This window comes from Actinomadura gamaensis (assembly GCF_042652125.1).
GTDB lineage: Bacteria > Actinomycetota > Actinomycetes > Streptosporangiales > Streptosporangiaceae > Spirillospora > Spirillospora gamaensis.
Genome location: NZ_JBHSIT010000001.1, coordinates 735,364 through 748,449 on the forward strand (window position 1 = coordinate 735,364; position 13,086 = coordinate 748,449).

A 13,086-nucleotide genomic window follows, 5' to 3' on the forward strand; every position below is an offset into this window, starting at 1 on the left:
CCGGTCAGTAGCCCGAGCCGGTGACCAGGCCGCCGTCCACGAGCACCTCGCTGCCGGTGCAGTAGGACGCGTCGTCCGAGGCCAGGTAGGCGACCAGCCCGGACACCTCGCGCGTGTTCCCGAGGCGGCCGAGCGGCAGGCCCTGGATCAGGGCCTCGGCGCGGTCGGCGGTCGCGTCGATGACGTCCTGCTGCATCGACATCCCGGTGACGATCGCTCCGGGATGGATGGAGTTGACCCGGATGCCGTACTTGCCGAGCTCGCGCGCGGCGGACTTCGTCAGCCCGCGCACGCCGAACTTGGACGAGCTGTACGCCGAGAGCCCCGCCGCCCCGATGAAGCCCTCGGTGGACGACACGTTGATGATCGACCCGCCGCCGGCCGCCCGCATCGGCTCGATCACGGCCTTCACGCCCTGCCACTGGCCGAGCAGGTTGACCTCGATGATCGCGCGCGCCTCGTCGATCGTCATGTCCTCGATCGGCTTGTGCTTGAGGATGCCCGCGTTGTTGACCAGGACGTGCAGCGCGCCGTAGGTCTCGACGGCGGTCCGGACGGCGGTCGCCCAGTCCTCGGCCTTCGTCACGTCCATCCGGACGAACCGGACGGCGTCCCCGAGGTCGGCGGCGAGCTTGGCGCCCTCGTCCTCCAGCACGTCGCCGAACACGACCTTCGCGCCCTCGTCCACGAACCGCCGCACGTGCGACTTGCCCATGCCGCGGGCGCCGCCGGTGACGATCGCGACCTTGCCGTCAAGACTTCCCATCGAGGGTCCTCCTCATCGCGGCCACCGCGCTCGCGGCGGCCTCCATGCTGCGGTAGACCGGGACGCCCGCCTCGCGCGCGACGGCCCGCACCTCGTCCTCGACCCCGGGCGGGGCGCACTCGGCGTTCCGGACGACCAGGGTGATCCGCGTGCCGGGGACCTCCGCCTGGAGCTTCCCGACCGCGCGCGTGTAGGCGACCAGCGGATCGGCGCTGTTCCCGAAGGTGAAGAAGCTCTGCACGTTCACGTGCGCGACGACATCGGAGAACGCGCGCCGCGCCAGGATGGCCGTGACCGCGTTCCGGATGAGGTCCGGGTTGCCGCGCGGACCGACCGGAATCTCCAGCGGGTTCGCGAGCGAGCTGCCCGCGCCGAGACCGAGCCCGCGCAGGGCCTCGACGGCCTCGTCCGGGAACTGCGGCAAAGCGAGGGACGCGCCGTCGAACACGTCGGCGGCGAGCACGCTCGCGCCGCCGCTCGGACCGATGACGAGCACGCCGTCCCCGCGCACCGAGCGCCGTCCGTGCAGGTCCAGGGCGTCGAGCGCGCCGATCAGGTCGTCCTGGCTCCGGACGATCGCGGTCCCCGTCTGGACGCCGAGCGCGGTCCAGATCCGGTCGTCGCCGATCATCCCGCCGGTGTGCGAGGCGGCGGCCGTCCGGCCCTGGTCGCTGCGCCCGCCGACGAGCGCCACGACCGGACGCCTCGACGCGCGCAACGCGTCGAACAGGCCGCGCCCGTCGCGCGGATCCTCCAGGTAGAGGCCGATCGCGGACGTCCCGCCGTCCGCGGCCAGGTGGCGCAGCAGCTCGGCCGGGGTGACGTCGAGGCTGTTGCCGACCGTCGCGACCTTGGAGAACGTGAGCCCGCGCCGCTCGCCGACCTTGATGATCTCGCCCGCGAGGCCGCCGCTCTGCGACACGACCGCGATCCGTCCCGGACGGCCGGGCTCACCGCCGATGAACGTCTGCCCTCCGGCGGGGGAGTAGACGCCCATGCAGTTCGGGCCGAGCAGCCGGACGCCCGCCTCCCGCGCGGCGCGCGCGAGGTCGGTCTCCAGCTCGGGCTCGCCCATCTCCCGGAACCCGCCGCTCATGACCTGCACGAACGGGATCCCGGACGCCTGCCGCACGACGTCCGCGCACTGCTCGGCGGGGACGGCGACCAGCGCGTAGTCCACGTCGGCCGAGGCGAGCGACGGGACGCACGGCACCCCGTCGATCTCCTCGGCCGTCGGATGGACGGCGACGAGCCGCCCCTCGTACCCGACGGCCTTGTAGAAGCCGAGGAACATGTTCCCGAAGTTCGGCCGCTTCGTGGACGCCCCGACCACCGCGACCCCGCGAGGCGCGAACAACCGATCGAAGTCGGTCACCTCCGGCAACGCCGTCTCACCGCGCGAGGCCCGGTCTGCCTCCAGCGCCCCGTCGCCGCGCGAGGCCTGGCCCGCCTCCGATGCCCCGTCGCCGCGCGAGACCGTGCTTGCCTTCAGCGCTCCGGTGCCGGGCGAGGCCGGGCTCGCGTCCAGGTTCAGGTCGTCGCGGCCGACGAGCCGCGCGTCCACCGCCACCGCGCCCGACGGCCCGCAGATGACCGGGTTCAGCTCGAACTCGGTGAAGCCGTCGCCCAGCGCCGTGACGATGTCGCTCACGGCGAGCAGCACCTTGACCACCGCGTCCCGGTCCACCGGCGGCGCGCCCCGGTAGCCGTCGAGCAGGGCGGAGCCGCGCAGCTCCGAGAGCATCGCGTGCGCGTCGTCCTCGGTGATCGGCGCGAGCCGCAGCGCCGTGTCGCGAAGCGCCTCGGTCCACACGCCGCCGAGCCCGACCATCAGGACGGGGCCGAACGCCGGATCGCGCACCGCGCCCACGATCAGCTCGACGCCGGGCTCGGCCTGCTCCTCGACCAGCAGGCCGTCCGCGGCGATCCCCTTGTCGTCGAGCGTGAGCAGCATCTCGGCGGCGGCCTCCGCCGCCGACTCCGCCGAGTCGAGCCCGAGGCGCACGGCGCCCGCGTCGCTCTTGTGGAGCAGCCCGGGGCCGTACGCCTTGACCACGAGCGGCGGCGTCAGCCCACCGGCGGCGGCCACGACCTCGGCGCGCGTGCGCGCGGTCGCGCCGCGCGGCACGGTCACCCCGAACCCGGAGATCCACGCCTTGACCTGGTGTTCGGCAACGTGGCTCACAGTCCTCCTCAGAAGCGGTCGCGCATCGGGCGCGGTCGCGCATCGGGCGCGGTCGCGGATCGGGCGCGGTCGCGCGGATCGGGCACGGTCGTGCGTCAGACGCGGTCGTGCGTCAGACGCGGTCGTGCGTCAGACGCGGTCGTGCGTCAGACGCGGTCGGCGTAGGCGTCGCGGATGCCCCGGCGCAGGAGCTTGCCGGGGCCGCCCGACGCGTCCTGCGTGTGCGGCAGCATGCTCGCGATGACCACGGCGTCGGGGCGCCGGTGCTCGGGCAGGCGGGCGGCGAGGGCGGACTTCACGGCGTCCTCGGTGAGGGACGCGCCCTCGCGCGGCACGACCGCGAGCAGCACCTTCTGCTCGACCGCGTCCTGGCCCTCGGGGTGCGCGGGGACGCCGACCGCGCCCGCCTCGGCGACGCCGTCGAGCTCGATCGCCGCCTCCTCGATCTGGACGGGCTGCGTCCACTGGCCGCCCTTGAGGATCGCGTCCTCGCGGCGGCCCAGCACGTAGAGGAAGCCGTCGGCGTCCATGCGGCCGAGGTCGCCGCCGACGTACCAGCCGTCCCGCAGGACGTCGGCGGTCTTGTCCGGCAGCTTGTCGTAGCCGGCCATCACGTTCGGCCCGGCGAGGTTGATCTCGCCGACCTCGTCCAGCACGCGGTTCCCGTTCGGGTCGGTGATCCGCACCGCGCAGGACGTGCGGGCGCGGCCGACCGACGAGATGTCCTGGCTGCCGTCGTCCTGGCGTCCGAAGCAGGTGTAGGGGGCCTCGGTCTGGCCGTAGTAGCTGTAGATCGCCGCGCCCGGCACGCGGGCGAGGATGCGTTCGCGCAGCGCGGGGAGCAGCGGCTCGCCGCCGAGCACGATCGCCTTCAGCGACGACAGGTCCACGCCGGTGTGGACGTCCGAGCCGAGCAGCGCGGAGAAGAAGCTCGGGATCAGCGAGACGTGCGTGACCTTCTCGCGCGGGACGACCCGGAGGAAGTTCGCCGGACCCCAGTCCTGTTCGAGCACCAGCGTCATGCCCGCGTAGAACGCCGGGCCGACGAGCGCCGGGAAGCCGATGCCCCAGATGATCGCGCCGGTGCCCATCACCGAGTCGGGGCCGTGCTCGACGTCCAGCCAGATCTGCGCGGACGCCAGCGACGAGAAGTGCGTGTGCATGACGGCCTTCGGCAGGCCCGTCGTCCCGGAGGTGTAGAACAGCGCGAGCAGGTCGTTGCCGAACCCGCCGAGCGGCGGCTCGGCCTCCGGCGCCTTCGCGGCGAGCGCGTCGAGGTCCACGGTGTCGCCGGCCGGCCCGCCGACGCGGAGCCAGAGCTTCACGTTCGGCAGGTCGGGGCGGATCTGCTCGACGAGCTTCTCGACGGTCGCGTCGTACACGAACGCCGTGCACTCGGAGTGCTCGACGACCTCCCGCAGCGTATCGGCGGGCCAGAACGGGTTCAGCGCGGCGACGACCGAGCCGATCTTCATCTGCGCGAGGTACACCTCGGCGACGTGCAGCGTCTCGTTCATCAGCGACGCGACCCGCGTGCCGGGCGCCACCCCGGCGGCGAGCAGGCCGTGCGCGACGCGGTTCACGCGGCGGTTGAGCTGGTCGTAGGTGAAGCTCTGCTCGCCGCAGTACGTCAGCGCCGTCTTGTCGGGGGTGCGCAGGGCGTTGGCGGTCAGGATGGCGTGGGCGTAGTTGCTGAACGGGCTGTCGCTGCTGGGGCTGTTCTCTCGCGCCACGGCTCGGCTCCTTCGGCTCAAGCTGGAGGGGTGGGATGCGGTGAGGACGGCGGGAGGCGAGGCGGAACCGGCGTACCGGGGGACCGGTGCGGCGGTCCGGGCCGGCGGTCAGCGGGAGCTGTACAGGACGAACAGGTTCCCCGCGGGGTCGCGGAGGACGGCGCGGATCTCGTGCGGTCCCTCCTCGGGCTCCCGGACGACCGTGGCCCCGGCGGCGGTCAGCTTCCGGGCCGTCGCCGCGACGTCGGCGACCTTGAAGGACGCGGCGGGCGCGCCGCCCGCGACGTCCTCCTCGGGTCCGGCGATCGCGAGGGTCGTGCCGCCGCCGTCGAACGCGGCGAACCGGCCGCCGTCCTGGAACTTGAGCGTGAGGCCGAGGCCGTCCCGGTAGAAGGCGACGGCCTGCTCGACGTCCTGCGCCGGGTAGAGCACGTTGCCGAGGCGCGGCAGATCGGTCATGCGGGACTCCAGTGGGGGATCGGGCCGAAGCCGGGCAGCTCGGCGAAGCGGACCCGGACCGGCATCCCGATCCGGACGTCCTCGGGCGGGCATCCGGTGACGTCCCCGAAGACGCGCGCGCCCTCCGGGAGGTCGAGCCAGGCGACGGTGTAGGGCGGTTCGAAACCGGGCAGGAACGAGCGGTGCACGACGGTGAACGTGTGCACCGAACCGCGTCCGGACACCGGCTCGTAGGCCAGGTCCGCGCCGCCGCACCAGGGGCAGCGCGGCTCGGGGAAGTGCACGAACCGGCGGCATCCGGCGCACCGCTGGAGCGCCAGCTCGCCGCGCCGGCAGGCCGCCCAGTAGGGCTCGGTCAGCGGGCTCGGTGTCGGAGCGGGGCGCGGCTGGTCCATCGCGGCCCAACCTAGCGCACGCTTGGTTGAGCGACAAGGGCGCCGATGTGGCGCCGCGAACGGACGCTCTCAGGCCGCGGCGAGGCGGTCCCGGGAGAGGCGGTCGGCGCGCCGGGTCGTCTCGGGCAGGCGGTAGCGCGGCGCGAGCGCGAGCGCGAGGCGGCAGGCCTCGTCCAGGCCGACGCGATGGCCGACGGAGACGAAGACCGGCTTCACGCCGTCCTGCGTGCGCAGGACGCGGCCGACCTCCACGCCGTCCAGGAGCAGCGGAGCCTGGTCGCCGCGCGCGGGGCCGGGCGGCTCGTGCGCGCCGACGAACGCGGTCTTGGCGATCCCGATCGTCGGCAGGCCGGTGATGATCCCGACGTGGCAGGCGAGGCCGAAGCGGCGCGGGTGCGCGAGCCCGTACCCGTCGCAGACGAGCAGGCCCGGGGTGGCGGAGAGGCCGCGCAGCGCCTCGACCAGCGTCGGCAGCTCGCGGAACGCGAACAGGCCCGGGACGTACGGGAAGTCGGACATCCCGACCGCCACCGACTCCTCCACGACGTCGAGGGTCGCCGCGTCCAGCACCACCGCGGCGGCTGCCACGCGCGTGCGGGCGCCGCCGCCGTCGCCCGCGTAGGAGACGTCCAGTCCCGCGACCGTGCGCGGCGCGACCGAGCCGGACGCCTCGACGCGTCCGCGCAGCTCGTTCTGGATCGCCTCGGCCTCGGCCGGCGTGCCGGGCCAGGGGTGCGGAACCGTGATCTCCATGGCGGAAACGGTAGCGCCCGCGCACACTGTGATCATGGCTGAGCTGGAGACGGAGAGGCTGGTCCTGCGTCCGCTGGCGGGCGCCGACTGGGACGACTACGCGGCGATGATGGCCCACCCGGAGGTCGCGGCGGGGCTGGCCGAAGGGGTCGGCCGGACCCGCGACGACGTGTGGCGCAACCTGGCGATGTTCATCGGGCACCGGGAGATCCGCGGCTACTCGCACTGGGCGCTCGTCGAGAAGGCCACCGGCGCGTTCGTCGGACGCGCCGGACCGTGGAGCCCGCACGGCTTCCCCGGCCTCGGCGTCGGCTGGTGCCTCGCGCGCGAGCACTGGGGCAAGGGCTACGCGTCCGAGGCGGCACGGGCGGCGCTCGGCTACTGCTTCACCGAGCTGGCCGCGGGCGAGGTGGTCTCGCTGATCCTGCCGGGCAACGCCCGCTCGGTCGCGGTGGCGGAGCGGATCGGGCACCGGCACCTGCGCGACACCGAGTACCGGGGCCGCCGCGTCCACGTCTACGGGCAGCGCCGGCCGGGCTGAGGGCGGTCCACGCCTACCCAAGCAAATGCTAGGTCGTTTAGGGTGGGCGGGTGCCGACCGACCTCGCCGAACTCGCCGACCCCGCCCGCACGGCGCTGCTCGTCATGGAGATGCAGCGCGGCGTGGCGGGCGACCTCGCCCGCTTCCCCGACCTGGTGACGATCTGCGCCGAGCGCGGCGTGACGGCCAGCGCCGCGCGCGTCGCGCGAGCGGCCCGCGCGGCGGGCGTGCGCGTCGTGCAGTGCACGGCCGCGTTCCGCCCGGACCGGGCGGGCAGCCACACGCGCAACTCGCCGTTCCTCCGCGCGCTGCTCAAGGACCCCTCGCACATGCTGGAGGGGACGGGCGCCGTCGAGGTGCTGCCCGAGCTGTCCGACCCGTCCGACCTCGAATCGCGCCGCTACCACGGGTTCTCGCCGTTCACCGGGACGTCCCTGGACATGACGCTGCGCTCGCTCGGCGTCGGCACGGTCGTCGCGGTCGGGCTGTCGCTGAACCTCGGCGTCCCCGGCCTCTGCCTGGAGGCGGTGAACCTCGGCTACCGGGTCGTCTGCGTGACCGACGCGGTCGCCGGGACGCCCGCCGAGTACGGGGACGCCGTCCTCGCCCACACGATCCCGCTGCTCGCCGCGCGCGCCACCGCCGACGAGCTGATCCGAGCCTGGGAGGGCTGATGGACGGCCTCGACCTCACCGGACGCGTCGCCGTCGTCACCGGCGGCGCGGGCGGCATCGGCCGCGCGATCTGCGCCGACCTCGCCTCGCTCGGCGCGCACGTCGTCGTCGCCGACCTCGACGCGGACGCCGCGTCCCGCACCGCGAAGGAGGTCGGCGGCGCGGCGCTGCGCGTCGATCTCGCCGACCCCGAGTCGATCGACGCGTTCGTCGGAACCGTCGGGCCGGTGGACATCCTCGTCCACAACGCGGGCGTCAGCATCGTCGAGCCGTTCGTCCAGAGCGACCCGGCGCACTGGGACCTCATGTGGAAGGTCAACCTGCGCGCGCCGATGCAGCTCACGCGCGCGCTGCTGCCCCGCATGGCCGAGCGCGGGCACGGCCGCCTGATCTTCGTCTCCTCGGACGGCGCGCGCGCCGGATCGGGCGGCGAGGGCGCCTACGCCGCGACGAAGGCGGGCCTGTTCGGGCTCGCCAAGACGCTCGCCCGCGAGGCCGCGCGCGACGGTGTGACCAGCAACGTCGTCTGCCCCGGCCCCACGGACACGCCCATGGTCCGGCAGGTCGCCGAGCGGCATCCGGACCTGCTCGACAAGCTCGCCAAGCAGATCCCGCTGCGGCGCATCGGCCGTCCGTCCGACATCGCGGGCGTCATCGCGTTCCTGTGCACCGACCGCGCCGCCTACATCACCGGCCAGACCGTCTCGGTCAGCGGCGGGATCACGATGCAGTGACCCGCCGCGGAACCGGACCACGCGAAAGCGGGGCCGGACTACAGGGACGCGTAGGCGGCCTCGACCAGGCGGTAGGCGCGCAGGTCGCCCGAGAGCTGGTCGCCCATGCGGTTCGGGAGGTAGGCGACGGCCAGCTCGGCGTCGATGTCGGCGAGGCCGAGGGAGCCGCCCGCGCCGGTGTGCCCGAACGCCGAGCCGCGTCCCGCCTCCGGCGTGAAGAACGTCATGGACGGACGCATGAAGCCGAGGCCGAACGCGCTGGTCACGGTGAGGGTCAGGTCCTCGCCGTCCACGCGCGTGCGGATGCCCTCGCGCAGCGTCTCCGGACGGACGTACCGTCCGGCGATGAGGTCGGCGTAGAACCGGCCGAACGCGCGCGCGGTCGCGACCATCCCGGCGGACGGCCAGCCCGCGCGCAGCACGACCGGGTTGTTGAAGCCGCCCTTGCCGGGGCTCGGGTTGTTCAGCGCGCGGTTCATGCGGCTGCCGGTGTCGAGGTAGGCGTCGGCGAGCCGCGTGAGCAGCGCGTCGTCGGCCACCGCGCGCGGGCCCTCCTCGTTCTGGACGCCCCGCACGTTCGTCAGCTTCGCCGCCCGCTCGATGACCTCGTCGGGCGCCCCGATCCACAGGTCCAGGTCCGGCGCGAACTCCTTCTTGACGAACTCCCCGGCGGGCATCCCCGCGTGGTGGCGCACGAGATGCCCGGCGAGCCAGCCGTAGGTCAGCGCGTGGTAGCCGTGCGCCGTGCCGGGCTTCCACTCGGGCTCCTGCGCGGCCAGCTCGGCGGCGCGCGCGTCCGCGTCGGCCGCCTCCTCGGCCGTCACCGGACGGGCGAACGCGGGCAGGCCGACCTGGTGCGTCAGCAGGTGCTCGTTGGTCGCGACGTCCTTGCCGTGCGCGCCGAACTCGGGCCACCAGCCGGTCACCGGGTCGTCCCAGGCGAACGCGCCGCGCTCGGCGAGCAGCAGCGCGGCGGCGGCCGTCAGCGCCTTGGTGCAGGAGAAGCCGAACGCCGGGGTGTCCTCGGTCCACTCGCGTCCGGTGCGGCGGTCGGCGAGGCCGCCCCACAGGTCCACCACCCTGCGGCCGCCGGCGTAGACCGCGACGGCCGCGCCGATCTCGCGCCCCTCGTCGAAGTTCCGGGCGAACACGTCCCGGACGGCGGCGAAGGCCGGGTCGCAGTGTCCCTGCACGGTCGTCATGGCGGCGTCCTCTCCTCGGAAGGGTCTGAAACCGAATGATGCTCGATGAGCCGAACAACTGGGGACGGTGGGGTGCCGCCGACGAGCGCGGCGCGCTGAACCTGCTCACCCCGGAGACCGTGCTGGCCGCCGCGTCCTGCGTCCGGGAGGGGCGCGTGCTGGGCCTGTCGCTGCCGATCCGGGGGGCCACCTCCTCGCCCGCGCCGACGACCGTGCCGCACCTGCGCGGCCGGCCGCTGCCGCAGCACTTCATGTCGGTGGACGGCGGCGACTACGCGGCGGGCACCCGGCCGATCGGCGCGGGCCTGAGGATGGCCGACGACGCGCTCGTCGTGACCCCGCACGGCACCACCACCCACATGGACGCCCTGTGCCACATGTGGTCGGGCGACGAGCTGTACAACGGGCACCCGGCCGATCGCGTCCGCTCCTACGGCGCGGGACGGTGCGGCATCGACAAGGCCGGCCCGGTCGTCGCGCGGGGCGTCCTGTTCGACGTCCCGCGCCTGCGCGGCGTCGATCACCTCGCCGCGACCGACCGCATCACGCCGGACGACCTGGAGGCGTGCGGCGTCGAGCTCCGTCCGGGCGACGTCGCCGTCGTCCGCACCGGCTGGCCGCTGGTCTGGCAGGACGGCCCGGACGCGTACTGGAGCGGCCAACCGGGCCTGTCCGCCGACGCGGGCCGCTGGCTCGCCGCGCGGGACGTGTGCGCGGTCGCGTCCGACAACGCGGCGATCGGCGGCCTGAACGAGCGCCAGCTCGCCGACGAGGGCCTCGCCGACGACCTCCACATGATCCTGCTGTGGCGGCACGGCGTCCCGCTGCTGGAGATGCTGTGGCTGGAGGAGCTCGCCGGGACGTCCCGTACGGACTTCCTCTTCCTCGCCGCGCCGCTCAGGATCGAGGGGGGTACCGCCAGCCCCGTCACCCCCGTCGCCGTCCTCTGACCCGGGCCGCCCCCCGATGCGCGTGGCCGAATCTTCGTCTTTTGTCCATCCAAATGTGATCAACAGGTGATCGTCCGCCGACAGCGTTGCGAGGGTCCATCCCCCCACCGCAAGGAGGACACCGCTATGCGCAGACTCGTGACGGTCGGCGCGGCCGGGGCGCTCGTCGCCGCGACCGCGTCCCTCACCGGCACCGCCACGGCCGCTCCCTCCCCGACCGCTCCCGCCGCGCCCGCGCCGACCGCCCCGAACGTGCGGTTCGTCGACGCCGGGCAGAGCTCCGAGCAGGTCGACCGCTTCTGGACCCCGCAGCGGATCGCGAGCGCCAAGGAGTACCGCGGGGAGACCGCTTCGGCGGCCGGCTCCGGCGTCTCGTCCGACGCGACGGGCCAGGCCGCCCCCTACGTCCGCGCCGGGACGCTGCCCACGGGCGAGTCCGGCAAGGTCACCGCGCAGTGGCGCAAGCCGCCGGCGCTCGGCCGGCTGTTCTTCAGCCTCAAGGGCAAGACCTGGCTCTGCTCCGCGACCGTCGTGGTGTCCGACAACCACGACGTCATCTCGACGGCGCGGCACTGCGGGTTCGGCGAGGGCGGCAGCAACTACCGGTTCGCGCCCGCGTACGCCAACGGCAAGGCCCCGCGCGGCTGGTTCACCTGGCGCAAGGCGGGCTGGGTGACCACGAAGGGCGTCAAGGGCGACAACGCGTTCATCGTCCTGAACAAGCGCAACGGCAAGCACGTGCAGGACGCGGCGGGCTCCGAGGGCGTGGCGTTCAACTACAACCCGAGCAAGTACTCCACGAACCTGCTCGGCATCCCGGGCGACAAGGACTACCCGTGGCGCTGCTCGGGCAAGCCGAAGGGCAGCAGCGACCACCGCATCATCTACCTGGCGAACTGCAAGGGGATGAGCGGGGGCGCGAGCGGCGGCCCGTTCCTCATCAACTTCAACGCCAACACCGGCGTCGGCTGGCAGACCGCGAGCTACTACGGCAGCTGCGGTAAGGACGCCTGCGGCGCGCAGTGGCAGAAGGACGCGCTGGCCGTCTACCGGGGCGCTCAGCACCGCTGACCCCGAACTCGAAACGGCGGGCCGCCCCGACCGGGTGGCCCGCCGTTCCGCTGCGCCCGCTCGGGCCGGACGCGCTCGGGCTGGGCGGGCTCAGGCGGGGCGCAACTCCTCGACGCCCAAGGTCTTGGCGGTCGGGGACGGCGGGACCTCGTCCTTCGCCGGGTAGGTGCCGAGGACCTGGTCCGAGATCGGGGTGACCACGCCGAACCAGTACCGTTCGTTGCGGAAGTGGTGCAGGCGGTGGCTCCGCCACGCGACGCGGTACGGCGCGTGCCGGGGACGGTAGGACGAGTGGATCAGGAAGTGCGTCCACTCGTAGCCCGCGAGCGCGGTGAGCGAGGTCGCGATGCCGGTGAGCGCGACGCGCCGGTCCCGCGCGATCGCGAGGTTGAGGGCGACCAGCCCGGCGATCACGCCGGGGAGGACGGGCATCGGCACGAACACGAGTTCGGCGTCGCGCGGATCGCGGTGGTGCGCGCGGTGCTTGCGCGACAGCAGGGGATCGATCCGGCGGCCCCGCACCGTCCGCGGCTTCCAGTGCAGCACCGTCACGTGGACGATCCACTCGACGAACGGCTCGGCGGCCAGGACCGCGGCCGGGACGACCGCGTCCCGCCGGGTCCAGCGGCCCGCGGCCAGCCGTGCGGTGATCGCGGCCGCGGCGGCCGGAACGAGGACCTTCGGGCTCGGATGCCGGAAGAACTCGCGGGCCGCGCCGGTCAGGGTCAGGCCCGGCCGGAGCCAGCCGGGGGTGTCGGTACGGGGGCTCAACCCGGATCCTCCTCGGTGAAGTGGGCCAGCACGGCCGCGCGGCCTTGGTCCAGCAGCGCGGCGGCGCGGGCGCGGGCGCGCTCGCCGTCCCCGTCCTCGACGGCCGCGACGAGCTCCCGGTGCGCGGGCACGTCGCGTCGCTCGTCCAGGACGAGCAGGTCCACCAGGGACTCGACCGGGCGGTACGCGTCGCGCAGCACGTTCAGCGACAGCCGGTAGCAGACGTTCCCGGCCCCTTCGACCAGCAGGTCCCAGAAGCGCACGTCGATCGCGGCCAGCCCGGCGACGTCACCGTTCCGGGGTTCGGCCGCGCCCGCGTCGTCGCCCTGCGTGTCACCCCGCGCGTCGTTCTGCGCGTTGCCCTGCGCGTTGCCGTGCGTCTCGACGAGGCTCTCCAGTTCCTGGAGGACGGCGCGGAGACCCGCGCGGACGCCGGACGGGGCGCGCACGGCGGCGAGGGCCGCGGCGTCCGCGCCGATCGCGGTGCGCATCTCCATCACCGACCGGACGACTCCGGCGTCGATGCCGCCGTCCGCGCCGAGGAAGAGCCGGGGGAGCAGGTCGAGCCCGGCGGTGCGGCGGAAGTCGCGCACGCGCGTCGCGCCGCCGTGCCGGATCTCGACGAGCCCGAGCTGGTCGAGCCGTTGCAGCGCCTCGCGCAGCGCCTGCCGGTTGACGCCGAACTCCTCGGTCAGCGCGCGTTCGGGCGGGAGGCGGTCGCCGGCGGGCAGCGTGCCGTCGAGGATGCGGGCCGCGATCTGCTCGAACACCGCCGTGGCCACCGAGGTCCGCTCGACAGGGGAGAAGCCGCTCATGCCCGGATTCTGGCCATCCGAAGGTCAACATGTCAAC

Annotated in this window: 14 protein-coding genes; 5 read left to right on the forward strand and 9 right to left on the reverse strand. The window is 74.1% G+C overall.

Annotated features, from left to right (window positions below):
- Positions 1–4: 4 nt before the first annotated feature.
- The 6 genes from ACFPCY_RS03435 to ACFPCY_RS03460 all read right to left on the reverse strand — a co-directional run bounded on the left by ACFPCY_RS03435 (position 5) and on the right by ACFPCY_RS03460 (position 6,291).
- Positions 5–766 carry a glucose 1-dehydrogenase gene (locus ACFPCY_RS03435; protein WP_378252065.1) on the reverse strand — a complete coding sequence of 254 codons (762 nt, stop codon included), beginning with the start codon at positions 764–766 and terminating at the stop codon, positions 5–7.
- Entirely contained in the window at positions 753–2,951 is a 2,199-nt protein-coding gene (locus ACFPCY_RS03440; protein WP_378252066.1) for an acetate--CoA ligase family protein, read from the reverse strand. The genes ACFPCY_RS03435 and ACFPCY_RS03440 overlap by 14 nt, the downstream gene beginning before the upstream one ends.
- A gap of 146 nt (positions 2,952–3,097) precedes the next feature.
- The gene (locus ACFPCY_RS03445) at positions 3,098–4,684 is read right to left on the reverse strand and encodes a class I adenylate-forming enzyme family protein (RefSeq protein WP_378252067.1); all 1,587 of its coding nucleotides are present in this window, start codon (positions 4,682–4,684) and stop codon (positions 3,098–3,100) included.
- 108 nt (positions 4,685–4,792) lie between these two features.
- Positions 4,793–5,143, reverse strand: a complete 351-nt coding sequence (locus ACFPCY_RS03450; RefSeq protein ID WP_378252068.1) for a VOC family protein — start codon at positions 5,141–5,143, stop codon at positions 4,793–4,795.
- On the reverse strand, positions 5,140–5,538 hold the full coding sequence (locus ACFPCY_RS03455) for a Zn-ribbon domain-containing OB-fold protein (RefSeq protein ID WP_378252069.1): 399 nt from the start codon (positions 5,536–5,538) through the stop codon (positions 5,140–5,142). The genes ACFPCY_RS03450 and ACFPCY_RS03455 overlap by 4 nt, the downstream gene beginning before the upstream one ends.
- A gap of 69 nt (positions 5,539–5,607) precedes the next feature.
- Positions 5,608–6,291 carry an endonuclease V gene (locus ACFPCY_RS03460; protein WP_378252070.1) on the reverse strand — a complete coding sequence of 228 codons (684 nt, stop codon included), beginning with the start codon at positions 6,289–6,291 and terminating at the stop codon, positions 5,608–5,610.
- A 34-nt stretch (positions 6,292–6,325) separates the two neighbouring features.
- Here ACFPCY_RS03460 and ACFPCY_RS03465 point away from each other — a divergent pair, with 34 nt between their 5' ends.
- The 3 genes from ACFPCY_RS03465 to ACFPCY_RS03475 are packed head-to-tail and all read left to right on the forward strand — an operon-like array spanning position 6,326 to position 8,240.
- The gene (locus ACFPCY_RS03465; RefSeq protein ID WP_378252071.1) at positions 6,326–6,832 is read left to right on the forward strand and encodes a GNAT family N-acetyltransferase; all 507 of its coding nucleotides are present in this window, start codon (positions 6,326–6,328) and stop codon (positions 6,830–6,832) included.
- A gap of 50 nt (positions 6,833–6,882) precedes the next feature.
- Positions 6,883–7,506, forward strand: a complete 624-nt coding sequence (locus ACFPCY_RS03470) for a cysteine hydrolase family protein (RefSeq protein ID WP_378252072.1) — start codon at positions 6,883–6,885, stop codon at positions 7,504–7,506.
- The gene (locus ACFPCY_RS03475; protein ID WP_378252073.1) at positions 7,506–8,240 is read left to right on the forward strand and encodes an SDR family NAD(P)-dependent oxidoreductase; all 735 of its coding nucleotides are present in this window, start codon (positions 7,506–7,508) and stop codon (positions 8,238–8,240) included. The genes ACFPCY_RS03470 and ACFPCY_RS03475 overlap by 1 nt, the downstream gene beginning before the upstream one ends.
- Positions 8,241–8,278: 38 nt before the next feature.
- Here the strand turns inward: ACFPCY_RS03475 and ACFPCY_RS03480 are convergent, their stop codons facing one another.
- On the reverse strand, positions 8,279–9,442 hold the full coding sequence (locus ACFPCY_RS03480; protein ID WP_378252074.1) for a serine hydrolase domain-containing protein: 1,164 nt from the start codon (positions 9,440–9,442) through the stop codon (positions 8,279–8,281).
- A 38-nt stretch (positions 9,443–9,480) separates the two neighbouring features.
- Here ACFPCY_RS03480 and ACFPCY_RS03485 point away from each other — a divergent pair, with 38 nt between their 5' ends.
- Together ACFPCY_RS03485 and ACFPCY_RS03490 are read left to right on the forward strand one after the other, a co-directional pair.
- Positions 9,481–10,392, forward strand: coding sequence for a cyclase family protein (locus tag ACFPCY_RS03485; protein ID WP_378252572.1), 912 nt, complete (start codon positions 9,481–9,483; stop codon positions 10,390–10,392).
- A gap of 126 nt (positions 10,393–10,518) precedes the next feature.
- On the forward strand, positions 10,519–11,463 hold the full coding sequence (locus ACFPCY_RS03490; RefSeq protein WP_378252075.1) for a hypothetical protein: 945 nt from the start codon (positions 10,519–10,521) through the stop codon (positions 11,461–11,463).
- Positions 11,464–11,553: 90 nt separating this feature from the next.
- Here ACFPCY_RS03490 and ACFPCY_RS03495 read toward each other — a convergent pair whose 3' ends face one another.
- Together ACFPCY_RS03495 and ACFPCY_RS03500 are read right to left on the reverse strand one after the other, a co-directional pair.
- Positions 11,554–12,234 (reverse strand): sterol desaturase family protein, encoded by a 681-nt coding sequence (locus tag ACFPCY_RS03495; RefSeq protein WP_378252076.1) that lies wholly within the window; start codon positions 12,232–12,234, stop codon positions 11,554–11,556.
- Entirely contained in the window at positions 12,231–13,049 is an 819-nt protein-coding gene (locus ACFPCY_RS03500; protein WP_378252077.1) for a FadR/GntR family transcriptional regulator, read from the reverse strand. Before ACFPCY_RS03500 ends, ACFPCY_RS03495 begins: the two co-directional genes overlap by 4 nt.
- Positions 13,050–13,086 lie beyond the last annotated feature (37 nt).

What these genes read in the sequence shown, in the direction of transcription:
- ACFPCY_RS03435 (WP_378252065.1), bottom strand. Translation starts at nt 766, where the DNA reads ATGGGAAGTCTTGACGGCAAGGTCGCGATCGTCACCGGCGGCGCCCGC.
- ACFPCY_RS03450 (WP_378252068.1), bottom strand. Translation starts at nt 5,143, where the DNA reads ATGACCGATCTGCCGCGCCTCGGCAACGTGCTCTACCCGGCGCAGGAC.
- ACFPCY_RS03455 (WP_378252069.1), bottom strand. Translation starts at nt 5,538, where the DNA reads ATGGACCAGCCGCGCCCCGCTCCGACACCGAGCCCGCTGACCGAGCCC.
- ACFPCY_RS03460 (WP_378252070.1), bottom strand. Translation starts at nt 6,291, where the DNA reads ATGGAGATCACGGTTCCGCACCCCTGGCCCGGCACGCCGGCCGAGGCC.
- ACFPCY_RS03465 (WP_378252071.1), top strand. Translation starts at nt 6,326, where the DNA reads ATGGCTGAGCTGGAGACGGAGAGGCTGGTCCTGCGTCCGCTGGCGGGC.
- ACFPCY_RS03475 (WP_378252073.1), top strand. Translation starts at nt 7,506, where the DNA reads ATGGACGGCCTCGACCTCACCGGACGCGTCGCCGTCGTCACCGGCGGC.
- ACFPCY_RS03480 (WP_378252074.1), bottom strand. Translation starts at nt 9,442, where the DNA reads ATGACGACCGTGCAGGGACACTGCGACCCGGCCTTCGCCGCCGTCCGG.
- ACFPCY_RS03485 (WP_378252572.1), top strand. Translation starts at nt 9,481, where the DNA reads ATGCTCGATGAGCCGAACAACTGGGGACGGTGGGGTGCCGCCGACGAG.
- ACFPCY_RS03490 (WP_378252075.1), top strand. Translation starts at nt 10,519, where the DNA reads ATGCGCAGACTCGTGACGGTCGGCGCGGCCGGGGCGCTCGTCGCCGCG.
- ACFPCY_RS03500 (WP_378252077.1), bottom strand. Translation starts at nt 13,049, where the DNA reads ATGAGCGGCTTCTCCCCTGTCGAGCGGACCTCGGTGGCCACGGCGGTG.